The sequence below is a fragment of the Streptomyces sp. JJ66 genome (assembly GCF_019303495.1).
Classification (GTDB): domain Bacteria; phylum Actinomycetota; class Actinomycetes; order Streptomycetales; family Streptomycetaceae; genus Streptomyces.
Genome location: NZ_JAEVFI010000032.1, coordinates 41,879 through 65,117, shown reverse-complemented (window position 1 = coordinate 65,117; position 23,239 = coordinate 41,879). Strand labels below are relative to the sequence as shown.

General features: G+C 73.8%; 22 protein-coding genes. 5 read left to right on the top strand and 17 right to left on the bottom strand.

Annotated features, from left to right (window positions below; translation table 11 throughout):
- The first annotated feature begins 207 nt into the window (after nt 1-207).
- Nucleotides 208-963, top strand: a complete 756-nt coding sequence (locus tag JJV70_RS19555) for a response regulator transcription factor (protein ID WP_219049322.1) — start codon at nt 208-210, stop codon at nt 961-963.
- 131 nt (nt 964-1,094) lie between these two features.
- Here JJV70_RS19555 and JJV70_RS19550 read toward each other — a convergent pair whose 3' ends face one another.
- Nucleotides 1,095-2,525 carry a PH domain-containing protein gene (locus tag JJV70_RS19550; protein ID WP_219049321.1) on the bottom strand — a complete coding sequence of 477 codons (1,431 nt, stop codon included), beginning with the start codon at nt 2,523-2,525 and terminating at the stop codon, nt 1,095-1,097.
- Nucleotides 2,525-3,052, bottom strand: a complete 528-nt coding sequence (locus JJV70_RS19545; protein WP_219049320.1) for a PH domain-containing protein — start codon at nt 3,050-3,052, stop codon at nt 2,525-2,527. The genes JJV70_RS19550 and JJV70_RS19545 overlap by 1 nt, the downstream gene beginning before the upstream one ends.
- A 63-nt stretch (nt 3,053-3,115) precedes the next feature.
- On the opposite strand from JJV70_RS19545, the gene JJV70_RS19540 reads away from it, so the two are divergent.
- Nucleotides 3,116-4,258 (top strand): NADH-quinone oxidoreductase subunit D, encoded by a 1,143-nt coding sequence (locus tag JJV70_RS19540; RefSeq protein ID WP_219049319.1) that lies wholly within the window; start codon nt 3,116-3,118, stop codon nt 4,256-4,258.
- A gap of 77 nt (nt 4,259-4,335) precedes the next feature.
- Here the strand turns inward: JJV70_RS19540 and JJV70_RS19535 are convergent, their stop codons facing one another.
- From JJV70_RS19535 to JJV70_RS19520, 4 genes are all read right to left on the bottom strand, one after another.
- On the bottom strand, nt 4,336-5,145 hold the full coding sequence (locus JJV70_RS19535) for a hypothetical protein (RefSeq protein ID WP_219049318.1): 810 nt from the start codon (nt 5,143-5,145) through the stop codon (nt 4,336-4,338).
- A gap of 139 nt (nt 5,146-5,284) precedes the next feature.
- Nucleotides 5,285-6,274, bottom strand: coding sequence for an ABC transporter substrate-binding protein (locus JJV70_RS19530; protein WP_219049317.1), 990 nt, complete (start codon nt 6,272-6,274; stop codon nt 5,285-5,287).
- Between the two features lie 96 nt (nt 6,275-6,370).
- Nucleotides 6,371-7,087 carry an ABC transporter permease gene (locus JJV70_RS19525; RefSeq protein WP_219049316.1) on the bottom strand — a complete coding sequence of 239 codons (717 nt, stop codon included), beginning with the start codon at nt 7,085-7,087 and terminating at the stop codon, nt 6,371-6,373.
- A 1-nt stretch (nt 7,088) separates the two neighbouring features.
- Entirely contained in the window at nt 7,089-7,829 is a 741-nt protein-coding gene (locus tag JJV70_RS19520) for an ABC transporter permease (protein ID WP_219049315.1), read from the bottom strand.
- 54 nt (nt 7,830-7,883) lie between these two features.
- Here JJV70_RS19520 and JJV70_RS19515 point away from each other — a divergent pair, with 54 nt between their 5' ends.
- On the top strand, nt 7,884-9,062 hold the full coding sequence (locus JJV70_RS19515; protein WP_219049314.1) for an ABC transporter ATP-binding protein: 1,179 nt from the start codon (nt 7,884-7,886) through the stop codon (nt 9,060-9,062).
- 78 nt (nt 9,063-9,140) lie between these two features.
- A complete protein-coding gene (locus JJV70_RS19510; RefSeq protein ID WP_219049313.1) occupies nt 9,141-9,650 on the top strand; it encodes a methylated-DNA--[protein]-cysteine S-methyltransferase in 510 nt (169 codons plus the stop codon).
- 36 nt (nt 9,651-9,686) lie between these two features.
- Here JJV70_RS19510 and JJV70_RS19505 read toward each other — a convergent pair whose 3' ends face one another.
- From JJV70_RS19505 to dacB, 10 genes are all read right to left on the bottom strand, one after another.
- Nucleotides 9,687-10,175 carry a DUF3180 domain-containing protein gene (locus JJV70_RS19505; RefSeq protein ID WP_219049312.1) on the bottom strand — a complete coding sequence of 163 codons (489 nt, stop codon included), beginning with the start codon at nt 10,173-10,175 and terminating at the stop codon, nt 9,687-9,689.
- Nucleotides 10,172-10,768 carry a 2-amino-4-hydroxy-6-hydroxymethyldihydropteridine diphosphokinase gene (gene folK / locus JJV70_RS19500; RefSeq protein WP_219049311.1) on the bottom strand — a complete coding sequence of 199 codons (597 nt, stop codon included), beginning with the start codon at nt 10,766-10,768 and terminating at the stop codon, nt 10,172-10,174. Before folK ends, JJV70_RS19505 begins: the two co-directional genes overlap by 4 nt.
- A complete protein-coding gene (gene folB, locus JJV70_RS19495; RefSeq protein ID WP_219049397.1) occupies nt 10,765-11,172 on the bottom strand; it encodes a dihydroneopterin aldolase in 408 nt (135 codons plus the stop codon). The genes folK and folB overlap by 4 nt, the downstream gene beginning before the upstream one ends.
- 488 nt (nt 11,173-11,660) lie before the next feature.
- Nucleotides 11,661-12,527 carry a dihydropteroate synthase gene (gene folP / locus JJV70_RS19490; RefSeq protein WP_219049310.1) on the bottom strand — a complete coding sequence of 289 codons (867 nt, stop codon included), beginning with the start codon at nt 12,525-12,527 and terminating at the stop codon, nt 11,661-11,663.
- A 95-nt stretch (nt 12,528-12,622) separates the two neighbouring features.
- Entirely contained in the window at nt 12,623-13,228 is a 606-nt protein-coding gene (folE, locus tag JJV70_RS19485) for a GTP cyclohydrolase I FolE (protein ID WP_219049309.1), read from the bottom strand.
- A 151-nt stretch (nt 13,229-13,379) separates the two neighbouring features.
- On the bottom strand, nt 13,380-15,389 hold the full coding sequence (gene ftsH, locus JJV70_RS19480) for an ATP-dependent zinc metalloprotease FtsH (protein WP_219049308.1): 2,010 nt from the start codon (nt 15,387-15,389) through the stop codon (nt 13,380-13,382).
- Nucleotides 15,390-15,580: 191 nt separating this feature from the next.
- Nucleotides 15,581-16,120, bottom strand: a complete 540-nt coding sequence (gene hpt, locus JJV70_RS19475) for a hypoxanthine phosphoribosyltransferase (RefSeq protein ID WP_219049396.1) — start codon at nt 16,118-16,120, stop codon at nt 15,581-15,583.
- A 35-nt stretch (nt 16,121-16,155) separates the two neighbouring features.
- Nucleotides 16,156-17,280, bottom strand: a complete 1,125-nt coding sequence (tilS, locus tag JJV70_RS19470) for a tRNA lysidine(34) synthetase TilS (RefSeq protein WP_219049307.1) — start codon at nt 17,278-17,280, stop codon at nt 16,156-16,158.
- Nucleotides 17,281-17,640: 360 nt separating this feature from the next.
- On the bottom strand, nt 17,641-18,747 hold the full coding sequence (locus JJV70_RS19465; protein ID WP_219049306.1) for a zinc-dependent metalloprotease: 1,107 nt from the start codon (nt 18,745-18,747) through the stop codon (nt 17,641-17,643).
- Nucleotides 18,748-19,080: 333 nt separating this feature from the next.
- A complete protein-coding gene (gene dacB / locus JJV70_RS19460) occupies nt 19,081-20,604 on the bottom strand; it encodes a D-alanyl-D-alanine carboxypeptidase/D-alanyl-D-alanine-endopeptidase (protein WP_219049305.1) in 1,524 nt (507 codons plus the stop codon).
- Between the two features lie 86 nt (nt 20,605-20,690).
- Between dacB and JJV70_RS19455 the strand changes: the two genes are divergently transcribed.
- On the top strand, nt 20,691-21,182 hold the full coding sequence (locus JJV70_RS19455; RefSeq protein WP_219049304.1) for an inorganic diphosphatase: 492 nt from the start codon (nt 20,691-20,693) through the stop codon (nt 21,180-21,182).
- Between the two features lie 115 nt (nt 21,183-21,297).
- Here the strand turns inward: JJV70_RS19455 and JJV70_RS19450 are convergent, their stop codons facing one another.
- Nucleotides 21,298-23,013: a threonine/serine exporter family protein gene (locus JJV70_RS19450; RefSeq protein WP_308294908.1), complete on the bottom strand. Its 1,716-nt coding sequence runs from the start codon at nt 23,011-23,013 to the stop codon at nt 21,298-21,300.
- Nucleotides 23,014-23,239 lie beyond the last annotated feature (226 nt).

Here is a 23,239-nt window from a genome sequence, read left to right as displayed (position 1 = left end):
GACGATCCGGGTATCCCGTGACAGCGGACGCACGTGGGACACGGAAACCATCGTCCGCAACTCGCACGACCTGACCCCGCTGTCCTCGTCCGTCTGGCCACCATGCCGGTGCCCACAATGCGGCACACGTCCGTAGCCCACCCGTCGGCCCGTTGAGCGACGCGAACGGCGCAGCCGGGCGGGGTTGGCTTCCGTAGGCTGAGGTCTATGACTGCCTCCCCGTACCCGCCCCCTACCCAGCCCCCGGCCCCGGCAGGTCCCGTCCGGGTCATGCTCGTTGATGATCAGGCGTTGCTGCGCACCGGCTTTCGCATGGTGCTGGACGCCCAGCCCGACATGACGGTGGCCGCCGAGGCGGGGGACGGTGCGGAGGCGCTGGCGACGCTGCGCGCCACCGCCGTGGACGTCGTGCTCATGGACATCCGCATGCCGGTCATGGACGGCGTCGAGGCCACCCGGCGCATCTGCCAGGGGGGCGAGGGCGGCCCCGGCGGCCCGCGCGTGCTGATCCTGACCACCTTCGACCTGGACGAGTACGCCTTCGCCGCGCTCAAGGCCGGAGCGAGCGGCTTCCTGCTCAAGGACGTGCCGCCCGGGGAGCTGCTGACCGCGATCCGGGCCGTGCACAGCGGGGACGCGGTCGTCGCGCCGTCCACCACCCGGCGGCTCATCGACCGCTTCTCGCCGCTGCTGCCCAGCGCGCAGGAGCCAGCGGGCGGCACGGAACTGGAACGGCTCACCGACCGCGAGCGCGAGGTGCTGCTGCTGGTCGCCCAGGGGTTGTCCAACGGCGAGATCGCCGCGCATCTGGTGCTCTCGGAGGCGACGGTCAAGACCCACGTCGGCCGCATCCTCGCCAAACTCGGCCTGCGCGACCGCGTACAGGCGGTCGTCCTGGCCTACGAGACAGGCCTGGTCTCGGCGGGCGGCGGCGCGGGTGGCACCGGGGGCGGCGGCGCGTAGCCGCGCGGCGGCCGGACGTTCCGGCTCCGGGCGGCAACCGGTTGGGCGTTCCGGCGCCAGTCGGTCGCGGCTCCGGCCGCGTCGCGTCCTGGTGCCGCCCGCGCCACGCGGCAACAAAAACGGCGGCTCCCTCAGGTGAGCCAGCGTTCCGGGCGGGCGGTGTGGCGGCCGGTGCGGGAGCGGTCGGCCTGGGCGGCGACGAGAGCGTGCGCCGCGTCGGCGTCGCGCAGCCGCACGGTGACGTGGCCGTTCGCGCCGTGGTCCACGTGCACGTTCGCCAGCCGCAGCCGGCGTTCCCACGGCCCCTGCGCCAGCCGCACGCTCTGCACCTTGGCGTGCGGCACCAGTTCGTGGACGCGGGAGAGCCGCCCGTGCCGGGTGACGAACACCGCGTCCGTCACCCCGTGCCCGTACCCGCGCCACCACACCGGTACGGCGAACCGGGCGCGCCGGGGCACGCCGCGAACCGCGCGCACCGCCTCGGTCACGTCCACGCCGGGCAGTGCCTGGGCCACCACCCGTGCGGCCACCGCCCACTCGGCGACCGGCAGCAGCACCGTCGGGGTGTCCGCCTCGCCGCCGCCCGCGACGGCCAGCTCCACCCGCACCCAGCCCCGGCGGCGCCACAGCAGCGGTTCACGCAGCCGCACGCTCTGCACCCGGCCGGGCGGCACGGTGGCGTGCTCGCGGTTGAGCAGCCCGTGATCGACGCGCACGCCGTCCGGGGACTCGGCCACCTTCCAGTCGTACTCCGTCAGGTAGCGGCCGACCGTTGACTTCCACACACCACCGGCCATCGGCAGCCCGGTGGCGAGCGCGGCGGTCACGCTGCCGGTGAACCACCACAGCGCGAGCGGGCCCACCGCCAGCGCCAGCAGGAAGCCCCAGCCGGTGCCCATCAGCAGCAGGGCGACGGTCAGCATGCCCGGCGGCACTCGCAGCAGTTCCCGCTCCGGTGCCTCGCCCGCCTGCGGCGCCGCCTCCGGGGCGATCCCGGCCGCCCGCGCCAGCAGCTCCGCGCGCAGGGCGACGGCGTCGGCCTCGCCGAGGTAGGCCAGCTCGTCCTTGGCGCTGGTGCCGACGACGTCCAGCTTGAGCTTCGCCACGCCCAGCACGCGGGCCAGCAGCGGCCGGGAGACGTCCACGGCCTGGATGCGGTCCAGCCGCAGGTGCGCCACGCGGCGGAAGACGATGCCGGTGCGGATGCGCAGCTCGGTGTCGGTGACCGCGTAGTGCGTCACCCACCAGGACCAGAACCCGTACCCGGCGGCCACCGGCACCACCACGGCGAACGCCAGCAGCAGCCAGCCGAGGGTCAGCGCCTCGAACCACTCGCGGGTGCGCTGGTAGTCCTGCGCCGCGAACACGGCCATCGCCGCTATCGGCGCCCACGTCCGCCGCCACGGCGTGACCGGGTGCAGCCTGCGTCCCTCGGCCGACGCCACCCGCTCCCGCGTCCCGGGCTCCGGGTGGCCCTCCGCCGCGCGCTCGGCGGCCGTCGCGGGCTCTGGGCGGCTCTCCGCGTGCCCCGGCTCCGGGCGGGTCTCCCGCGCGCCCGGCATCACAGACCCGCCGAGCGGGCCTCGCCCAGTTCCGTGAGCCGGTCGCGCAGCCGCTCGGCCTCGGCGGGAACGAGCCCGGGGATCGTCGCGTCCGTCGTCGCGGCGGCGGTGTGCAGCTGGAGCCGGGCCAGCCCGTACTTGCGCTCCAGCGGCCCGGAGGTGACCTCCACCAGCTGCATGCGCCCGTACGGGACGACGGTCAGCTCGCGCCACAGCACGCCCCGGCTGATCAGCAGGTCGTCGGCCCGCTCGGCGTACCGCCACGAGCGCCAGTTGCGGGCCAGCGCGAACCAGCCCCACCCGGCGAGCGCGGGCCACAGCAGCGCGGGCAGCGCCCACACCGGGCCGAGCGGCAGGCCGAGCACGGCGGCCGTGGCGAACGTCAGCGCGGCCATCGTCGTGACCAGCACCATGCGCCGCATCCGCAGCAGCGCCCGTTCCACCCCGCGCCACTGCTCCGGCGTCTGGGACACCGTTGCGCCCCGGGCCACCTCCGGGCCGGGTCCTCCCCCTGTTCGCTGCTGCATGGGCTCCAGCCTAGGCGGACAGCACCGCGTCCGCTCCGGGCCGGGGGTGTCAGACTTGGCCCCATGACTGAGACGACCGTCGGCATCGGAGGCGCGGCCGAGAGCACGGACATGGTGCTCAACATCGGGCCGCAGCACCCGTCCACCCACGGCGTGCTGCGGCTGCGCCTGGTGCTGGACGGCGAGCGGATCAGCGCCGCCGAACCCGTCGTCGGCTACATGCACCGGGGCGCGGAGAAGCTGTTCGAGGCGCGCGACTACCGGCAGATCATCGTGCTGGCCAACCGGCACGACTGGCTGTCGGCGTTCTCCAACGAGCTGGGCGTCGTCCTCGCCGTCGAGCGCATGCTCGGCATGGAGGTGCCCGAGCGCGCGGTGTGGCTGCGCACGCTGCTGGCTGAGCTGAACCGGGTGCTCAACCACCTGATGTTCCTCGGCTCCTACCCGCTGGAGCTGGGCGGCATCACGCCGATGTTCTACGCCTTCCGCGAGCGCGAGGACCTCCAGCACGTGATGGAGGAGCTGTCCGGCGGGCGCATGCACTACATGTTCAACCGCGTCGGCGGCCTCAAGGAGGACCTGCCCGCCGGGTGGCTGGGACGCACCCGGGCCGCCGTCGCCGCCGTGCGCGCGCGCATGCCCGTCTACGACGATCTCGTCCTGGGCAACGAGATCTTCCGCGCCCGCACCGCCGGGGTGGGCGTGCTGGCCCCCGAGACGGTGCACGCCTACGGCGTCAGCGGCCCCATCGCCCGCGCCTCCGGGGTGGACTTCGACCTGCGCCGCGACGAGCCCTACCTCGCATACGGCTCGCTCGGCGACACCCTGCGCGTCGTCACCCGCACCGGCGGCGACTGCCTCGCCCGCTTCGAGGTCCTGCTCGGCCAGACGCACGCCTCACTCGACCTCGCCGACGCCTGCCTCGACCGACTCGCCGACCTGCCGCCCGGCCCCGTCAACCAGCGCCTGCCGAAGGTGCTGAAGGCCCCGGAGGGCGCCACCTACGCGTGGACCGAGAACCCGCTCGGGCTCAACGGCTACTACCTCGTCTCCAAGGGCGAGAAGACCCCGTACCGGCTGAAGCTCCGCTCGGCGTCCTACAACAACATCCAGGCCCTGACGGAACTCCTGCCCGGCACGCTGGTGGCCGACATGGTGGCCATTCTCGGCTCGTTCTTCTTCGTCGTCGGCGACATCGACAAGTGAGCGACACGTAGCGGCGTCGGCCGGGCCGTGGGCCGGGGACAGCTGGGGCTGACCGGCTGCCGGGGGCCGCGTGGGCGTCAGGAGATGCGGTGCCGCCGACGCGGTGCCGGTGGCTCCGCCGTCTCCCCGCGTTCGGCCGCCACCCCGCGTTCGGCCGCCTCCCCGCGTTCGGCCGCCTCCCCGCGTTCGGCCGCCTCCCCGCGTTCGGCCGCCTCCCCGCGTTCCGTCAGGTCGATGACCTCCGCCGCGCCGCTCCGGGGCTGCCCGCCCGCCGAGAAGTAGTCGAACCCGTCCGCCTCCCGCGACTTCTCCGCCCGCGCCTCCGCCCGCTTCTGCGGCGCCGCCAGCCGCTCCAGAGCCGCGTTCGCCCGGCGGAACGCCTCGGCGCTCAGCGCGGACGGACGCCCCGGCAGCAGCGCCCGCGCGGGCGTCGCGGCGGACAGGGCCAGCTGCCGCCGCCCCTCCAGCGCGGACGCGCGGTCGGTCTCGGCGTGCGCGTACCGGCGCAACAGCGCGGCGTGCTCGGTGCGCAGCTTCTCGAACGCGTCCCGCTTCTCCCGCAGCGCGGTCTCCAGCGCGTGGCGGGCCTCGTGCGCGTCGTCCAGGTCACACTCCAGCTCGGCGTACCGCTCCTCCACGCGCCACTCCAGGCTGCGGCGCTCGGCCTGCGCCTCACCGAGGCGGCGCCCGGCGTCCCGGTCCCAGCGGCGCAGCAGCACGGCCCCGGCGACCGCGCTGAGCGCGGCCCCCGTCGCCAAAGCGGCGGGCAGCACCGCGTCCTGGGTGAGCCAGGCGCCGCCCGCGCAGGCCAGCGCGGCGACGGCCAGCGTCGTCGGTGCGAGCAGCTGGTGCAGGGGTGGAGCCTGCCGGTGGCGTCCTTGTGGCATGGGCCGGAATGTACCGTGCGTAGCGTCCTCCCGGGAGGGCGCGTCCGCCCCTTTCCCGTCTCAACACCTCGCGGGCCGCCCGCCACAGGCGTCCCGGGCCTGCGGCGGGACGTGCCGGGCCGCGGGAGGTGAGCCTCCGTCAGCCCACCAGGTCACGGCTTTCCAGGTACTCCCTCGCGACCTCGCTCGCCTTGCGGCGCTCCGCGTCCACCTGACGGTTCAGCTCCGTCAGGTCCTTGGTCGTCAGCTGGGCGGTCAGCTTGTTCAGCGTGGCCGCCACCGTGTCGTCACCGGCGTCCTGGGTGTTGAGGACGGGCAGCACGTTGTCCGCGTTCTGGAGGTTCTTGTCGTCCTCCAGCAGCACGAGCCCGAACTGGTCCAGCGTCGCGTCCGTGGTGGTGGTCAGGACCATGTCGTTCTCGCCGTCGGCGACGGACTGCTTGGCCTGGACGCTGCCGACGCCCTTGGGGTCCAGCGCGGCGACGTCGATGCCGTACGTCTGCTCCAGCCCGGGCTGGCAGAAGGGCCGGTCGGGGCACTCGTCACCGGCTGCCAGCCGGATCTCCAGGCCCGCCTCGCCGACGTCGCTGAGCGTCTTCAGGCCGTGCTCCTCGGCGAACTCCTCCGTCACCGCGAACGCGTTCTGGTTCACGGCGTCGCCGGGCTCAAGGACGGTCAGGCCGCGCGGCTCGGCCAGCTCGCGCAGCGCCGCGACGGTCTCCCGCACGTCGTTCGACGCCACGGGGCTCTCGGCCGCCGCCTGTGGCCCGTTGACCTTGGCGTTGAGGAACTCGGCGAGCGTGGCCGCGTACTCGGGGACGACGTCGAGGTCTCCGGACTCCAGCGCCGGTTCGTACAGCTCGCGGGTGGTCAGCTGCTGCACGCTGGTGTTGTACCCGGCGTCTTCCAGGACCTGCGCGTACAGCTGGGCCAGCACCGTGGACTCGGTGAACCCGGCCGCGCCGATGACGAGGCTGCCCTGGTCACCGCCGCCCTCGCCGGTGGGCTGACCCCCTTGCTCCTCCAGGCTCTCACCCCCGCCGCCGCAGGCGGTGAGCGCGGCGGCCAGTGCGGCGGTGGCGGCGAGCGCGGTGCCGCGCGGACGGAAGGTGCGACGCGGGTGTCTCACGGGGTACTCCTCAGGTCAGATCAGACGGTTCAGCTGGTTCAGACGGTTCAGCTGGTTCAGACGGTTTGCCAAGCGACAGCCGGAGGAAGGCCGCGCTTACAGTGCGGCCTTCAGCGGTGCGGTCCGCGTCGTCGCGCGGGCGGCCCTGGCCCGGCCGCGCATCGGGTCGCAGACGCGGTCGAGCAGCACCAGCAGCCCTTCGACGGCCAGCGCGAGGGCCGCGACGAGCACGGCCCCGGCCACCACCTGCGGCGTGTCGTACCGGCGGAAACCGGCGGTGATGACCCGCCCGAGCCCACCCCCGCCGGGCAGCGCGGCCAGGGTGGCGGTGGCGACGATCTGGACGGCGGCCGAGCGCAGCCCGGTCATGATCAGCGGGTAGGCGAGCGGCAGCTCGGTGCGCCACAGCAGCTGCCCGGCGGACATGCCCATCCCCCGCGCGGCCTCCACCACGTCCCGGTCGGCCTCGCGCATGCCGACGTAGGCGTTCGTCAGCAGCGGCGGCACGGCGAACAGGACGAGCGCGACGACGGTCGGCAGCATTCCGTAGTCACCGAGCGGGGTGAGGGTGAGCAGGACGAGCACGGCGAACGTGGGCACGGCCCGCCCGGCATTGGAGAGGTTGACGGCGAGCGCGCCCCCGCGTCCGATGTGCCCGAGCCACAGCGCGAGCGGCAGCGCCAGCGCGCAGGCGATGGCCAGGCACAGCCCCGTCAGCATCAGGTGTTCGCCCAGCCGCTGCCACACCCCGCCGGCGCCGCTCCAGTGGGCGCCGTCGGTGAGCCAGGCCCAGGTGTCGCCCAGCACGCCCATCTCAGACCGCCTTCCCCACGCGCAACCGGTGCGCGAACCGCCCGCCAAAGCGCCGCCGGGTCCGGTTCCGGGACCACGGTGTCAGCAGCCGCTGCACCCCGAGCAGCGCGACGTCGAACAGCACCGCGAGGAGCACGCACAGCACGGAGGCCGTCAGCACCTCGGGTTTGAACAGGGTCTGCATGCCGCTGTAGATGAGGTTGCCGAGCCCGCCGTAGCCGACGATCGCGCCGACCGTCGTCAGCGACACGGCGGAGACGGTGGCGATGCGCACGCCCGCCAGCACGCCGGGCAGCGCGAGCGGCAGTTCGACGCCCAGCAGCAGCCGTACCGGCCCGTACCCCATGCCGCGCGCCGCCTCCCGGGTCTCGCCGGGCACGGAGGCGAGCCCGGCGAGGATGTTGCGCACCAGCAACGTCAGCGAGTACAGCACCAGCCCGGTGACGACGACGGCCGCCGACAGCCCGAGCACGGGCAGCAGCAGCGCGAACATGGCCAGCGACGGGATGGTGTACAGCACCGTCGTCAGGCCCAGGATGGGACCGGCCGCGGCCCGCCAGCGCCGCGCGAGCAGCGCGAGCGGGAAGGCGATGAGCAGCGCGATGCCCACCGAGACGGCGGTGATCCACACGTGCTGCACCGTGGCGTCGGCCAACTCCTGGCTGCGCGTACGCACGTACTCCGCGCAGATCCACTCGTTGGCGGCCACACAGCTGCTCGCCTGCCCCGCACTGCTCGTCACCCCGCGACCCTAACCTCCGGGGGTGACACAATGACGGGCGAGGGAAGGGCGCGCATGATCCGATTCGAGCACGTGGCCAAGCGTTACCCGGACGGCACCGTCGCCGTGGACGACCTGTCCTTCGAGGTCGCCGAGGGCGAGCTGGTCACGCTCGTGGGGCCTTCCGGGTGCGGCAAGACGACGACGATGAAGATGGTCAACCGGCTGATCGAGCCGAGCGCGGGCCGCATCCTGCTGGACGGCGAGGACATCGCGTCGATCGACCCGGTACGGCTGCGCCGCCGCATCGGCTACGTCATCCAGCAGGTGGGCCTGTTCCCGCACAAGACGGTGCTGGACAACACCGCGACGGTGCCGCTGCTGCTCGGCCGCTCCCGGGCCGACGCCCGCCGCCGCGCCGCCGAGCTGCTCGACCTCGTCGGTCTGGACCCGGCCACGTTCGGCGGGCGCTACCCCGACCAGCTCTCCGGCGGCCAGCGCCAGCGCGTCGGCGTCGCCCGCGCGCTGGCGGCCGACCCGCCGGTGTTGCTGATGGACGAGCCGTTCGGCGCGGTGGACCCGGTGGTGCGCGAGCACCTGCAAAACGAGTTCCTGAAGCTCCAGTCCGAGGTCCGCAAGACGGTGCTGTTCGTCACGCACGACATCGAGGAGGCCGTGCGCCTCGGGGACCGCATCGCCGTCTACGGCGCGGGCCGCATCGAGCAGCTGGACTCCCCCGCCCGCATTCTGGGCGCCCCCGCCACGCCGTACGTCGCCCAGTTCGTCGGCGCCGACCGGGGGCTCAAGCGGCTGTCCGTCACCCCGATCGAGCGCGCCGACCTGGCCGAACCTCCGGTCGTCTCCCTCGACGACCCGCTGGTGGCCGCATCCGCCCGGCTGCGCGCCGCCGACGCCGCGTGGGCCGTCGTCCTGGACGACGCCGACGCCCTGCACGGCTGGGTCGGCGCGGACACCCTGGAGCAGGCCCAGAACGGGGCTCTCCGCAAGGGCCACCAGGGCACCGTCCGCGACCACGCCCGCCGCATGGACGCCTGGCTGCCGCTGGGCGACTCCCTCAAGCAGGCGTTCGCCACGATGCTCCAGTACGACGCGGGCTGGATCGCGGTGCTGGACGGCGACCGCTTCGCCGGTGTCCTCACCCCCACCGCGCTGCACGAGGCCCTGCGCCGCTCGATCGCCACCGACTCCCGCCCCCAGTCCGACGTCACCCTGGAAACCGTCCCCGGAACCTAGGGCGTGTCCGGTGGCCAAGGTCACCGCCGGGTCCGAAACCCGCCAGTACCCTGCGTCCGGCAGTGCCAGGCTGGAGCCATGACCGAGCACTCCGAGCGCACCCACACCGTGGTGGACAGCCCCGTCGGCCCGCTCACCCTGGTGGCGACCGGCGGCGTCCTCAGCGGCGTCTACCTGCGTGACCAGCGGCACCGCCCGCCCGAGCACACCTTCGGCGCCCCCGACGCCACCAGCCCCGCCCTCACCGCCGCAGCCACCCAGCTCGCGGAGTACTTCGCGGGCGACCGGACGGCGTTCACCGTGCCGCTCGCCCTGTCCGGCACCCCGTTCCAGCGCGCCGTGTGGGCCGCGCTGTGTGACATCCCCTACGGCGAGACCGTCCACTACGGCGAACTCGCCGCCCGCATCGGCCGCCCCACCGCCGCCCGTGCCGTGGGCCTGGCCAACGGCCGCAACCCGGTGTCGATCATCGTCCCCTGCCACCGCGTCATCGGCGCCTCCGGCGCCCTCACCGGCTACGGCGGCGGCCTCCCCCGCAAAACCCACCTCCTGAACCTCGAACGCCACACCCTCACCACCCGGGTATGAGGCCCACCCCGGCGCCGCCCCGCGTACCGCTGGTGTTTATCCCGCTGGCGCCGGGGCGGCCGGGTCCTCGTCTTCGGGGAGGCGGCAGATGTGCTGGAGCCACAGCGCGACGGCGATGACGGCGGCGGCGGCGAGCACCGCCGCGCCCGCGTAGAGGGCCTGTTCGCGGCGGGCGGCGACCTGGAAGAGGTCGGAGGTGAGCAGGAACAGGCCCATGCCGCCGTAGACCCCGGCCGCCAGGGCGCCCACCAGGGCGCTGGCCTGGCCGAAGAGCACCGCGCGGGCCGCCAGCAGCGGCTCTACGCCCCGCGCGCCCGGACGCCGCTCGCGCTGCGCTTTCAGCCGGGCGCGCAGGGACAGCGCGGTGGCCAGCAGGACGACGGCGATGCCGCCCAGCACGATGGGGGCGGGGGCGGGGACGGCGGGCAGCGAACCGAGCGCGTGCCACAGGCGCGAGCCCGCCCACGCCAGCACCCCGGCGACCAGGAAGACGCCGGCCAGGACCCGTACGCGCAGCTGCTTCACTCCGGCAGGGCCAGTTCCAGGTCGGCGCGGACGGCGACGCCTTCACCGGGCACACCGGCCAGCAGCTCGGCGACCGGGCCGACGCCCGGGACCTCGGCGGCCGGATCGACGTCGTGCCACGGCACCAGCACGAAGGCGCGCTCGTGGGCGCGCGGGTGCGGCAGGGTCAGGCCCGGGTCGGCGGAGACGACGTCCTGGTAGGAGACGATGTCCACGTCGATCGTGCGCGGCCCCCAGTGCTCGGTGCGCTCGCGCTGGAACGCCTCCTCGATCGCCTGCCCGCGCTCCAGCAGCGAGGCGGGCGGCAGCGTCGTCCGGAGCAGGACGACGGCGTTCAGGTAGGCGGGCTGGGACTGCGGGTCCACGCCCCAGGGCTGGGTCTCGTAGACCGGTGAGACGGCTTTCACCCGCACGCCCGGGGTGTCCTCCAGCGCGTCCACGGCGCCCTGCAGCGTCTCCAGGCGGTTGCCCAGGTTGCTGCCGAGGGAGATCACCGCGTGCCGCGGGTTGGCCAGCGTGGAGTCGGCGGCATCGACCTGCCGGACCACGGAGGCCGGTACCGGCTGCACGGTCGGGTCACTGTTCGGCGTCATGAGCGGCTCCGCTTGATGGTGATGGTCACGTCGTCGAAGGGCACGGGGATCGGGGCGCCCGGCTTGTGGACGACCACCTCCACGTCGTGCACGGCCTCGTGGCGCAGGCACTGGTCGGCGATGCGCTGGGCGAGGGTCTCGATGAGGTCAACCGGCTCGCCCGTGATGATCGCGTGGACCTCCTCGGCGACGACGCCGTAGTGCACCGTCCGCGCCAGCTCGTCGCCCGCCGCGGCGGCACGCGTGTCCACGCCCAGGTCCACGTCCACCACGAACAGCTGCCCCTCGGCCCGCTCGTGCTCGAAGACCCCGTGGTGGCCGGTGGCCCGCAAGCCCCGCACGGCCACGCGGTCGAGACCGCCTAGAGCGCCGGGAGCGCCGGGACCGCCGAGTGCGTCGGGCACGTCCGGGCCAGCGGGATCGTCAGGTCCACGGTGCACCGTGCGTCACTCCCCTCTCGGGTTCGGTCTCGGCCCTGCTGCGGAGGGCGCTGGTCGGGTCGGGCTGGTCGTGGCCCGGCTGCCGGTCCGCCCGGCCCACAGAGGCTTCTCCGCACGGGGGACCGCGTCGAATCTACCTGCGAACGGCGACAGGCCGTGCCCAGGGGCCGGTTTCGCCGCGTCCGCGCCCGCCGACGGCCACCCGTACCGCCCACGGCTGCGCCAGGCGCGCTTACCCGTCAGCGGTGATCGTCACGCCGCTATTCCCCCGGCGGCACCCCCACGGGTGACGCGCGGCGTGCCCGGGGGTTCAGTCCGTCGTCTCGGGGGATTCCGGCGGGCCGTCCTCGGCCTCCTCGTCCACCATGACCGGCGAGCCGTGGTGCGACCAGACGCGCCAGGCGCCGTCGGTGTCGCGACGGCTTCGACGCCCGCGCTGGCCCCGGGGCCGGTCACCGGGCCGCCCGCTCGACGGCGTGGACCAGCCGCACGGCGTCCGCGCTGGCCCGGACCTCGTGCACGCGCACCGCCCAGGCGCCGTCGCGGGCGGCGAGCGTGGAGACGGCGGCCGTGGCGGCGTCCCGCTCGCGGGCGGGCGGCGGCGCGGCGTCCGGCGCACCGGCCAGCACGCGGCCCAGGAAGCGCTTGCGGGAGGCGGCGACCAGCATCGGCCGCCCCAGCTCCGCGCCCAGCGCGCGCAGCGCGGCCACCAGCGTGAGGTCGTGCCCGGCCTGCTTGGCGAAGCCCAGTCCGGGGTCGATGATCAGGCGGTCGGGCGCGATCCCGCCGTCCACGGCGGCGTCCAGGGCGACGCGCAGCTCATCGGTGACCTCGCGCACGACGTCGGTGTAGACGGCGCGGTCGTTCATGTCGGCGGACTGGCCGCGCCAGTGCATCACCACGAACGGCACCCCCGCAGCGGCGACCGTCGGCACCATGCGCGGGTCCGCGCGGCCGCCGCTGACGTCGTTGACCAGCCGCGCGCCCGCGGCGACGGCCTGCTCGGCCACCCCGGCGCGCATGGTGTCCACGGAGACGACGACGCCCTCCCCGGCCAGCGCCCGGACCACCGGCAGGACGCGGCGCAGCTCCTCCGCCTCGTCCACGCGCTGCGCGCCGGGGCGGGTGGACTCGCCGCCGACGTCCACGAGGTCGGCGCCCTCGGCGACGAGGGTGAGGCCGCGCTTGACCGCTGTGGCCGGGTCGAAGAACCGGCCACCGTCGGAGAACGAGTCCGGGGTGACGTTCACCACGCCCATGACCGCGCAGCGGTCCCACTGGGGCAACCCGTTCACCGTCCGCAAGACCTCACCGTTCATACGCCCAGCGTAGGCGGCGGCCGGGTGGCCCTGTCCCGCCCCCGGTCTGCGGCGGGGTGGGACAGCGGGAGGGCCGGGTGGGAACGGCGCGCCGCTCAGCGGGCCATGATCAGGCTCATCGCCTCGGAGCGGGTCGCCGCGTCGCGGAGCTGGCCGCGCACGGCGGACGTGAGGGTCTTGGCGCCGGGTTTGCGGACTCCCCGCATCGTCATGCACAGGTGCTCGCACTCCACGACGACGATCACCCCGCGCGCCTCCAGCAGGCGCATCATCGAGTCCGCGATCTGCGTCGTCAGGCGCTCCTGGACCTGCGGGCGGCGGGCGTAGACGTCCACCAGGCGGGCCAGCTTGGACAAGCCGGTGATCTTGCCCTCGGTGGAGGGGATGTAGCCGATGTGGGCGAAGCCGACGAACGGCACCAGGTGGTGCTCGCACGTGCTCAGCACCTCGATGTCCTTGACCAGCACCATCTCGTCGTGGCCCAGGTCGAACGTCGTCGTCAGCACGTCCTCGGGGCGCTGCCGCAGCCCGGCGAATATCTCCTGGTAGGCGCGCGCGACCCGGCCCGGGGTCTCGCGCAGGCCCTCGCGGTCCGGGTCCTCACCGACCGCGATCAGCAGCTCGCGGACGGCGTTCTCGGCCCGCTTCTCGTCGAACTCGCCGATCTCGCCCTCACCGGCCAGCTTCACCGGGTCGATCATGGATGTGCCTCGTTCCTTGAAACCGCGCGGGAGCCGGTGCGTCCCTCGCCTGTGCGCCCGAAAAAACAGCCGCGCGCCCCTCAGGTTAGAACCCGAGGGGCGCGCGGCGAATTCCGGCCGGTGCTGCTGTACCGGTGGCGACGGCGGGCGGTTACCCGGCGGCGCCGTCCGCCGGGGTCTCGACCGGGCCGATCTCCTTGCCCTTCTCCAGCGACGGGGAGCCGTTGGTGACGGCGATCTCCTTCGGCGTGGCGACCGGCGGGCGGGTGGAGGGGGTGCGGCGCGTGGAGCCCGTCCACGCCGGGCGGGCCGGGCGCTTGACGATGTGCTGGAAGATCTCGGCGATCTCCTCCTTGCCCAGCGTCTCCTTCTCCAGCAGCGCCAGGACGAGGTTGTCCAGCACGTCCCGGTTCTCGACCAGGATCTCCCACGCCTCGTTGTGCGCGGTCTCGATCAGCTTCTTGACCTCTTCGTCCACCAGGCCCGCGACCTCTTCGCTGTAGTCGCGCTGGTGGGCCATCTCCTTGCCCAGGAAGGGCTCAGACTGGTCGGAGCCGAACTTGATCGCGCCCAGCCGCTCGGTCATGCCGTACTTGGTGACCATCGCGCGGGCCGTGGCGGTGGCCTTCTCGATGTCGTTGGCGGCGCCCGTGGTCGGGTCGTGGAAGACCAGTTCCTCGGCGGCCCGGCCGCCGAGCATGTAGGCGAGCTGGTCGAGCATCTCGTTGCGCGTGGTGGAGTACTTGTCCTCGTCCGGCAGCACCATGGTGTAGCCGAGCGCGCGGCCCCGGGACAGGATGGTGATCTTGTGCACCGGGTCGGAGTTGGGCGAGGCCGCGGCCACCAGGGCGTGCCCGCCCTCGTGGTACGCGGTGATCTTCTTCTCCTTGTCGCTCATGATCCGCGTGCGCTTTTGCGGACCGGCCACGACGCGGTCGATCGCCTCGTCCAGGAACGTGTTGTCGATCAGCTTGGCGTTGGACCGGGCGGCCAGCAGCGCCGCCTCGTTGAGCACGTTGTTCAGGTCCGCGCCGGTGAAGCCGGGGGTGCGGCGGGCGACCGCGCCGAGGTCCACGTCCTGGCCCATCGGCTTGCCCTTCTGGTGCACCTTGAGGATCTCCAGGCGGCCCTGCATGTCCGGCCGGTCCACCGCGATCTGGCGGTCGAAGCGGCCGGGGCGCAGCAGCGCCGGGTCCAGGATGTCGGGGCGGTTCGTGGCCGCGATGAGGATGACGCCGCCCTTGACGTCGAAGCCGTCCATCTCGACCAGCAGCTGGTTCAGCGTCTGCTCGCGCTCGTCGTGACCGCCGCCCATGCCGGCGCCGCGGTGGCGGCCCACGGCGTCGATCTCGTCCACGAAGACGATCGCGGGCGCGTTGGCCTTGGCCTGCTCGAACAGGTCGCGCACGCGGCTGGCGCCGACGCCGACGAACATCTCCACGAAGTCGGAGCCGGAGATGGAGTAGAACGGCACGCCCGCCTCACCGGCCACGGCGCGGGCCAGCAGCGTCTTACCGGTGCCGGGCGGGCCGTAGAGCAGCACGCCCTTGGGGATCTTCGCACCCACGGCCTGGAACTTCGCCGGCTCCTGCAGGAACTCCTTGATCTCGTGGAGCTCCTCGACCGCCTCGTCCGAGCCCGCGACGTCGGAGAACGTCGTCTTCGGGGTGTCCTTGGTGATGAGCTTGGCCTTGGACTTCCCGAAGTTCATCACCCGGGAGCCGCCGCCCTGCATCTGGTTCATCAGGAACAGGAAGATGACGATGATCAGCAGGAACGGCAGGAAGGACAGCAGGATGCCCAGAAAGGCGTTCTGCTCCTTCGGAGTGACGGTGTAGCCCTCTTCGAGCTGCCCGTCCTGGTACTTGGCCTGCAGGTCCTTGACGATCTCGACGCCCTGCGAGTCGATGTAGCTCGCCTTGACCTTGTCGCTCTCGTCGATCTCGACGCCGTCCTTGAGCTGCAGCTCGACGGTCTGTTCGTCACCGGTCGTCACCTGGGCCGACTCGACCTGGTTCTCGCTGATCGCCTTGACCACGTCGCCGGTATCGACCGTCTTGTAGCCCTCGGATGATCCGACGACCTGCATCAACACGACCACGGCGAGGACGGCCAGCACGATCCACATGACCGGCCCACGGAAGTATCGCTTCACGTCCATCCATACGAGGCGGTGACGCCCCGTCCCTCCTGCCATCGTGAGTTGAAAAGACCGTCCTTGGGACGGTACCCCAGCATGGTCCCCCGGCGCGCGCGGGCAAGGCCCTGCCGGGAGGCTTGGTGCCTACCGCCCTCCCCCTCCTCCAACGGCGGGGAGGGCCGCGGTGTTCCCGCCGGCCGGTGCCGACGCCGTCAGCCGCCGTAGACGTGCGGGGCCAGCGTGCCGACGAACGGCAGGTTGCGGTACTTCTCGGCGTAGTCCAGACCGTAGCCGACGACGAACTCGCTCGGGATGTCGAAACCGACCCAGGCGACGTCGATGGCCACCTTCGCGGCGTCCGGCTTGCGCAGCAGCGTGCACACCTTCAGCGAGGCGGGCTCCCGCGAACCGAGGTTGGACAGCAGCCAGGACAGCGTCAGCCCGGAGTCGATGATGTCCTCGACGATCAGGACGTGCTTGCCCTTGATGTCGGTGTCCAGGTCCTTGAGGATGCGCACCACGCCCGAGGACTGGGTACCGGCGCCGTAGGAGGACACCGCCATCCAGTCCATCGTGAGCGGGGTGCGCAGGGCCCGGGCGAGGTCCGCCATCACCATCACGGCGCCCTTGAGGACACCGACGATGAGCAGGTCCTTGCCCGCGTACTCCGCGTCGATCCGCGCGGCCAGCTCGGCCAGCTTCGCGTCGATCTCTTCCTTGCTGATGAGCACCGACTTGAGGTCGGCACCCATGTCCTTGTCGTCCACCCTGCTGCTCTCGCTCGTCGTCAGCTGTCGCCCCGCCGGAGAACCAGTGTGCCACCCTGCCGCGCGGCCTCGACGCGCCCGGGCAGGTTGAGCGCCCGCTGACCGCGCCAGCCGGTGATGAGCCGGTCGGTCTCCTCGATGTGCCGGGCGAACAGCGAACCGGCCGGGGCGCCCGCCGCGATCGCGGCCCGCCGCAGCACGCGGCGCCGCACGGCGGCCGGAAGCCCGCACAGCGGGGCGATGTCGAGAACGACCCCGCCCCCGCCCGCGCCGGGGCCGCCCGGGCCGACAGCGGCCGGGGTGAGCCGTGCGGTGCGCTCGGCGTCGGCGGCCCAGGCGTCCAGGGCGTCGGCGTCGTCCCGGGAGAGCCGCGCGGTGCGGGCCAGGGCCTCGGTGACGCCTTTGCCGAGTGCCTTCTCCAGCGTCGGCATGGCCTCGTGGCGCACCCGGGAGCGGGTGTAGGCCGGGTCGGCGTTGTGCGGGTCGTCCCACACCGGCAGCGACTGCGCCAGGCACGCCGTGCGCGCCGTGTGCCGGTCGATGGTCAAAAACGGGCGGCGGTAGCGGCGCTCGGTGCCGGGTGTGCCGGTCAGCGACCCGGAGACCTGGGCCATCCCGGCCAGCGAACGGGTGCCGGAGCCACGGGCGAGGCCGAGCAGCACCGTTTCGGCCTGGTCGTCGCGGGTGTGGCCGAGCAGGACGGCGGTGGCGCCGGTGCGTTCGGCGACCTCGTCCAGCGCGCGGTAGCGGGCCTCGCGGGCGGCGGCCTCGGGCCCGGCGCCGGGGCCGACGGAGACGGCCACCGTCTCCACCGGGTCCAGGCCGAGGGCGGTGAGGCGTTCGGCGACCTCACGGGCGCGGACGGCGGAACCGGCTTGCAGGCCATGATCGACGGTGACGCCGCCAGCGCGGACGCCCAGCTTGGGGGCTTCGAAGGCGAGGGCGGAGGCCAGCGCCATCGAGTCGGCGCCGCCGGAACAGGCCACGAGCACCAGCGGGGGCGCGGCGGGGGCGGCGGCGGGCCCCGGGGCCACCGTGGCGGCCGCAGGGGTGGGGGTGTGGGGGGTGGACGTCTTGGTGCGGACGTCATGCAGGGCGCGGCGAACCGCGAGGCGTATTGCGGCGACCGCGGGATGAGGACCCATGTCCGTTCACTTCCTCGAAATGCTGCTGAGCCGTGGGGCGCGGAAACGCGGGCGGCGGTCGGCCGCCCGGGGCGGCGCGCGAGTCTCCGCCCGCCGTCACCTGGCCGTCACGCTGGGTGGGTCGATGGTGACAGAGGCCGACGGCGGGTTTGAGCATCGCACGCGGCCACACCACGCCACGGTCCCTCGGACGGGTGATTTCGGCGGGCGCAGGCATCCGTTTGGGGGCGGGCGGCGTGGCGGTGCGGGGTCCTTGTGGCCCGTGGGGCAGGCGCTCCGTGGGTCTACGGGTCGGTGGAGGCCGTGGGGTGGTGGCTCCGTGGGTCAGGAAGCGGGGCTCCGTGGGTTTGGGGCGGCGGGTCAGGGCTCCGGGGTGCGGTGCACGCGGGCCACCCAGTCGGCGGGGCGGGCGATCTCCGCCTTCGTGGGCAGCGTGTTCGGCGACGTCCACACCCGGTTGAAGCCGTCCATACCCACCTCGTCCACCACCGCCCGCACGAAGCGCGCGCCGTCACGGTACTGGCGCAGCTTGGCGTCCAGGCCCAGCAGGCGGCGCAGCACCTGGTCGAGCTTGCCCGCCCCGGCCTGGCGGCGCTTTTGGAACTTCTCGCGGATCTCGCGCACCGACGGCACCACGCCCGGGCCGACGCCGTCCATCACCACGTCGGCGTGCCCCTCCAGCAGCGACATCACGGCCGTCAGCCGGTCCAGCACGTCGCGCTGGGCCGGGGTCTGCACCAGGTCCACGAAGCTGCGCCCGCCTTCGTCGCCCGCGTCGCCCTCGCCGTTCGGGCGGCCGGTGAACGCCTGCGCCGCCTCGCGCAGCCGCTCCAGCAGCGTGGCGGGATCGACGTCGGTCTCGGCGAGGAAGGCGTGGATCTCGCCCTCCAGGTGGTCCCGCAGCCAGGGCACGGCGGTGAACTGCGTACGGTGCGTCTCCTCGTGCAGGCTCACCCACAGGCGGAAGTCGTGCGGCTCCACGTCCAGCTCCCGCTCGACGTGCACGATGTTCGGCGCCACCAGCAGCAGGCGTCCGCCGCCCGCACCGGGCAGGTCGGGCGCGGCGGGGGCGAACGTCTCGTACTGGCCCAGCACGCGGGACGCCATGAACGACAGCAGCATCCCGACCTCGACCCCGGCCAGCTTGCCGCCCACGGCACCGAGCACCGCGCCCCCCGGAGCGCTGGCACGCCGCTCGTGCATCCGCTCCAGCAGCGGCGCGAGCAGCTGGCGGAAACCGGCCACGTTCGCCCTGATCCAGCCGGGGCGGTCCACGATCAGCACGGGGGTGTCCGCGCTGGCGGCGTCCGCCGGGGCCAGGCCGGTGTAGGAGCGCACGTGCTCCTCCGACGCCCGCGCGTGCCGCCGCAGCTCGGCGACGATCGCGCGCGCCTCGTCCCGGCTCACCTCCGGTCCCGGCCGCACCAGGCGGTTCGCGGTCGCCACCGCGAGGTTCCAGTCGACCATGCTGTCAGGGCTGCCAAGGCTTAGCGGGTTCACTGGGTCTCCACCGTTCGAACGCCGGGGCTGGTCATGCCTTCACCGTACGGCGTCGGTGGTGGGTGGCACAGTCCGCGCGTGCGATGCCCCGGTCCCGCCCTTTCACCGTTTCCCGGGGAGCACCCCGGGCCCCCTGCGCGCCCGTTCCCCACCGCGTGGGGTGCATGGCCTTGCGGCCATGTCCTCACTTGCGGCCATGTCGTCAAGGGTCTCAAAGTCCTCAAGCGCCGGACAGGCTGAGTGGGCGAAGGTGCCCGGCCTCCCCACCGCTCGGGGGCTGGCTGGCACGCCGGGGAGGCTCTAGCGGCAGCCGCAGGTGGTGAGGGCGGTGGCCAGGTGGTCGAGGGCGGATTCGGCGGCGCGGGGGGCGGTGGTGCCGGTGGTGAGGAAGGCGAAGGAGAGCAGGCGGCCATCCGCGGCGACAACAGTGCCGGCGAGGGCGTTGACGCCGGTGAGCGTGCCGGTTTTGGCGCGGACGAGACCGGCGGCGTCGTCGGTGGCCGCCTGGTCGTAGCGGCCCCCCAAGGTGCCGGTGAACCCGGCGACGGGCAGGCCGGTGAGGACCGGGCGCAGCTGCGGATGGTCGGGGCTCGCGGCGGTGGCCAGGAGGGTGGCCAGGAACGTGGCGGGCACCTCGCTGTCCCGGCTGAGTCCGCTGCCGTCGGCGAAGGTGGCATCCCCCACGGGCAGGCCGAGCGAGCGCAGAGCGTCCTTTACCGCCGCTCGGGCGCCCTTGAGGTCGGCGGGCTTGCCGGTGGCGCGGGCGGTGTGGCGGGCCAGGGCCTCGGCGAGGTCGTTGTCGCTGTGCGTCAGCAGGGACTCGACCAGCGAGGACAGCGGGGCCGAGCGGGTGACGGCGAGGGGGGCGGCGTTCTTCGGGGCGCGGGCCTCGCGGACCTCGCCGGTGTGCACGCCACGGTCGGCCAGCAGGTCGGCGAAGCGGTCGGCGGTGGCGCGGGCCGGGTCGGCGGCGCGGGGGGCGGGGCCGTGCCGGGAGTCGTCGGTGCGGGCGGCGTTGATCATGAGCGGGGTCAGCGGGGCGATGTTGGGGTTGACGCCGATGGGGTGGCGGGCGGCGCCGGTGTAGGCGGAGACGTCGTAGGCGAGCGCGGCCGGGGTCAGGGTCTGGGCGCGCACGGCCTGCGCGGTGGCGTCCGCCAGCTCGGCCAGGCGTTCCCCGGTCAGCGTGGGGTCGCCGCCGCCGACGAGGACGACGCGGCGCTCGGCGGCGTCCCACACCGTGCGGGTGGCCAGCCGGTGGTCCGGGCCGAGCGCGGTGAGCGCGGCGGTGGCGGTGGCCAGCTTGATCGTCGAGGCGGGGACGACGGGCTTGCCGCCGTCGCGGGCGAACAGCTCCTTGCCGGTGGCCACGTCCACCACGGAGGCGGTCACGGTGCTGCCCAGCGCGTCGTCGGCCAGCAGCGGGCGCAGCACGGCGGTGAGGCCCGCGCGGGTGGGGACGGCGGCGGCGTCACCGGCGGCGGCGAGCACCGGGCGGGCGCTGGGCGCCGGGTCGGGGGCCTGCCGCTCCCGGGGCGGGCGGGCGTCGCCGGTGTGGCGCCCGCCACTGTCCGCCGCCAGGGCGACCGCGCGGGTCCGTTCGGCCGTACGCTGACCCGAGTCCCACGGGCCCGCCACGGTCACGGCGCCGAGGGACACCGCAAGACCGGCGGCGGCCGAACCCGCCGTCAGCCCCCAGGTGCGGCGTCGCTGCGGCGGCGCGGTCCGCCAGCGCTGCCGGACGCCCCGCGCCCACCGCGCCCCGGCCCGCCGGACGGTGTCGCGGAATGTGCCACGGGAACCGTCCCCAGGCGTACCCAGCACCTCGGACCAGCCCCTTTCGCGAGCACACACCTGCGTGGGGGACACTTAATCACCAGAGAATGTGTTGATCACGGAGGAGCCTCCCAGTGGAGTTCGACGTCACCATCGAGATCCCGAAGGGTTCGCGGAACAAGTACGAGGTGGATCACGAGACCGGGCGCATCCGCCTGGACCGGCACCTGTTCACCTCGACCGTGTACCCGGCCGACTACGGGTTCGTGGACGGCACCCTCGGCGAGGACGGTGACCCGCTGGACGCGCTCGTGCTGCTGGACGAGCCGACGTTCCCGGGTTGCATCATCAAGTGCCGCGCGATCGGCATGTTCCGCATGACCGACGAGGCGGGCGGCGACGACAAGTTGCTGTGCGTGCCCGCGTCCGACCCGCGCATGGAGCACCTGCGCGACATCCACCACGTGTCGGAGTTCGACCGGCTGGAGATCCAGCACTTCTTCGAGGTGTACAAGGACCTGGAGCCCGGGAAGTCCGTGGAGGGCGCCAACTGGGTCGGCCGGGCGGACGCGGAGGCCGAGGTCGAGGCGTCCGTCAAGCGCCTGGAGGCGTCCGGCGGCCACTGACGGCAGCGACACCTGTGCGGCTGGCCGCTGACGGCTGGCAGGTGTCGGCGGACGGGCCGGAGCAGCGGGGTTTCCCGCCGCCCCGGCCCGTCCGCCGTAGCGGGCATGGTGCGGGTCAGAAGCCGCGGGTGCGCTTGGCGGCGCGGCGGCCGGGCAGCGGCGTCTCGGCGCCCGGGGCGTGCAGGAACAGCCGGGCCAGCTCCGCGCCGAGGTTGACGCCGATGGCGATGGCCAGCGCGAGCGCCGCCGCCCGGGACAGGAACTGGAAGCCGCCGTTGACGCTGCCCTGGGCGATGTTCAGCAGGCCGTAGTACGTGGCGCTACCGGGCAGCAGGGGGCCGATCGCCGCCGTCACGTAGGGCAGCGCCGAGACGAACTGGTAGCGCGAGAGCAGCTGGCCGAACAGTCCGACCAGGCCCGCCGCGGCGACGGTGGCGAAGACCGGGTCGAGGTCGGCGCTGTGGGCCAGCACACCGAAGACCAGCCAGGCCACGCCCCCGTTGAGCGTCGCCCACACCACCGTGCTCCGCTCCTGCTGGAGCAGCACGCAGAAGGCCAGCGCCAGCAGCATGGCGGCCATGAGCTGGACCCCGGGTTCTTCCACGGTGATCTGCTCGTCGGGCACGAAGTCGTCGCCGAGCACCAGGTCACCGAGGTAGAGGATCATCAGCACGCCGCAGACGATGCCGACGATCAGGTACATCACTTCCAGCAGCCGGGCGGAGGCGGTGATGTAGTAGCCGGTGAGCCCGTCGTGCACGGCGGCGACCAGGGCGCGTCCGGGGATCAGCGCGAACAGGCCACCGGTGACGACGGCCGAGGCGCGGGCGCCGTCCAGCCACGGGTGATGGTTGAACAGGTGGACGGCGACGCCCATCGCGGCGGGCGGCATCGCGGCGGCCACGAACTGGTAGAACTCCGGCAGCCCCCGGCTGGAGCCGAACCAGGCGAGCCGGTCGCCGAGCATGGCGCCGAGCGCGGCGAGCACGAACACCGTCGGGCCACCGCCGACGAGCGTGGACGCCGCGCCCGCCAGCACGCCGCTGGCCAGGGTCAGGGCGCCCTTGGAGTAGGGGTGCCGGTTGCGGCGGATGCCCGCCAGCCGCCGGTACGCCTCCTCCAGGGTGACGGCGGTCTCGTCCTCGGAGGTGATGTCGGCCACCAGCCGGTAGACGGCGGCCAGGCGGGTGTAGTCGGTGCCGCGACGCCGCACGGTACGGCTGAGCGTCACCGGGTCATCGACCAGCGACGGCTGGTGGGTGACGGAGATCAGCGTGAAGGTGACGGTCGGCTCGCAGCGGTCCAGCCCGTAGGCGTGGGCGACGCCGAACATCGCGGCCTCGACGTCCTCGGCGCCCTCGCCGCCCGCGAGCAGCAGCTCACCGATACGCAGCGTCAGGTCGAGCACCCGGGGGACGGGCGGCCCGGTCTCGTCCTCGGTGCGCGCGGGGCGCTCCGGTGGCGCGGGACGCTCGGCCAGCGGCAGCCGTACCATCGACCGCATCCGGTCCTGCCACGGCGCGTTGCGCTTCCCCAGCTGGACGAGCGGTATACCGGTGGCCGGGGTGAAGTCGCCCAGGTCGGAGGCGCGCTGGTCGGCTGGTGAGCGGAAGGCGCTGCCCTGCTGTTCGTGCGGCCGGGGCCGAAAGCCCTCGGGGAGCGCGAACTCGGACGTGGGGTGCTCGTCCTCGGGGGGCGGCGGGGGCATCGGCACCCCGGTCGGCGGGGTGAACGCGCTGTGCGCCTCGTCGGAATGCGGCGTGGCGTCCTCGGGCTCCGTCCCCTCCTTCGGCAGTCCGACGGCGTCCTTCCTCCGGGGATCGACGACCACGTCCGTCCTTCTCTCCCTGCTCCTTCCGGCCTTCCGTTCGGAAGCATATGCCGCGTCCCGCCCCGGTGCCCGGGCAGGGCGCGCGGGGGCGGGGCGCGGCGTGGGGCGCGCGTCGGTCAGGACTCCTCGCGCCGATACCCGTGGCGGGCGGCGTTGGCGCGGTGATCGCGTCGCACGGGCAGGCGGCCAGGCGGCCAGGCGGAGCCGGGCGTCTCGTGGTGCTCGG

Excerpts from the sequence above, each read along its gene's own strand:
- JJV70_RS19555 (WP_219049322.1), top strand. The coding sequence starts at position 208 with ATGACTGCCTCCCCGTACCCGCCCCCTACCCAGCCCCCGGCCCCGGCA.
- JJV70_RS19550 (WP_219049321.1), bottom strand. The coding sequence starts at position 2,525 with ATGCCGGGCGCGCGGGAGACCCGCCCGGAGCCGGGGCACGCGGAGAGC.
- JJV70_RS19545 (WP_219049320.1), bottom strand. The coding sequence starts at position 3,052 with ATGCAGCAGCGAACAGGGGGAGGACCCGGCCCGGAGGTGGCCCGGGGC.
- JJV70_RS19540 (WP_219049319.1), top strand. The coding sequence starts at position 3,116 with ATGACTGAGACGACCGTCGGCATCGGAGGCGCGGCCGAGAGCACGGAC.
- JJV70_RS19535 (WP_219049318.1), bottom strand. The coding sequence starts at position 5,145 with ATGCCACAAGGACGCCACCGGCAGGCTCCACCCCTGCACCAGCTGCTC.
- JJV70_RS19525 (WP_219049316.1), bottom strand. The coding sequence starts at position 7,087 with ATGGGCGTGCTGGGCGACACCTGGGCCTGGCTCACCGACGGCGCCCAC.
- JJV70_RS19515 (WP_219049314.1), top strand. The coding sequence starts at position 7,884 with ATGATCCGATTCGAGCACGTGGCCAAGCGTTACCCGGACGGCACCGTC.
- JJV70_RS19510 (WP_219049313.1), top strand. The coding sequence starts at position 9,141 with ATGACCGAGCACTCCGAGCGCACCCACACCGTGGTGGACAGCCCCGTC.
- folK (WP_219049311.1), bottom strand. The coding sequence starts at position 10,768 with ATGACGCCGAACAGTGACCCGACCGTGCAGCCGGTACCGGCCTCCGTG.
- folP (WP_219049310.1), bottom strand. The coding sequence starts at position 12,527 with ATGAACGGTGAGGTCTTGCGGACGGTGAACGGGTTGCCCCAGTGGGAC.
- folE (WP_219049309.1), bottom strand. The coding sequence starts at position 13,228 with ATGATCGACCCGGTGAAGCTGGCCGGTGAGGGCGAGATCGGCGAGTTC.
- ftsH (WP_219049308.1), bottom strand. The coding sequence starts at position 15,389 with ATGGACGTGAAGCGATACTTCCGTGGGCCGGTCATGTGGATCGTGCTG.
- hpt (WP_219049396.1), bottom strand. The coding sequence starts at position 16,120 with ATGGGTGCCGACCTCAAGTCGGTGCTCATCAGCAAGGAAGAGATCGAC.
- tilS (WP_219049307.1), bottom strand. The coding sequence starts at position 17,280 with ATGGGTCCTCATCCCGCGGTCGCCGCAATACGCCTCGCGGTTCGCCGC.
- JJV70_RS19465 (WP_219049306.1), bottom strand. The coding sequence starts at position 18,747 with ATGGTCGACTGGAACCTCGCGGTGGCGACCGCGAACCGCCTGGTGCGG.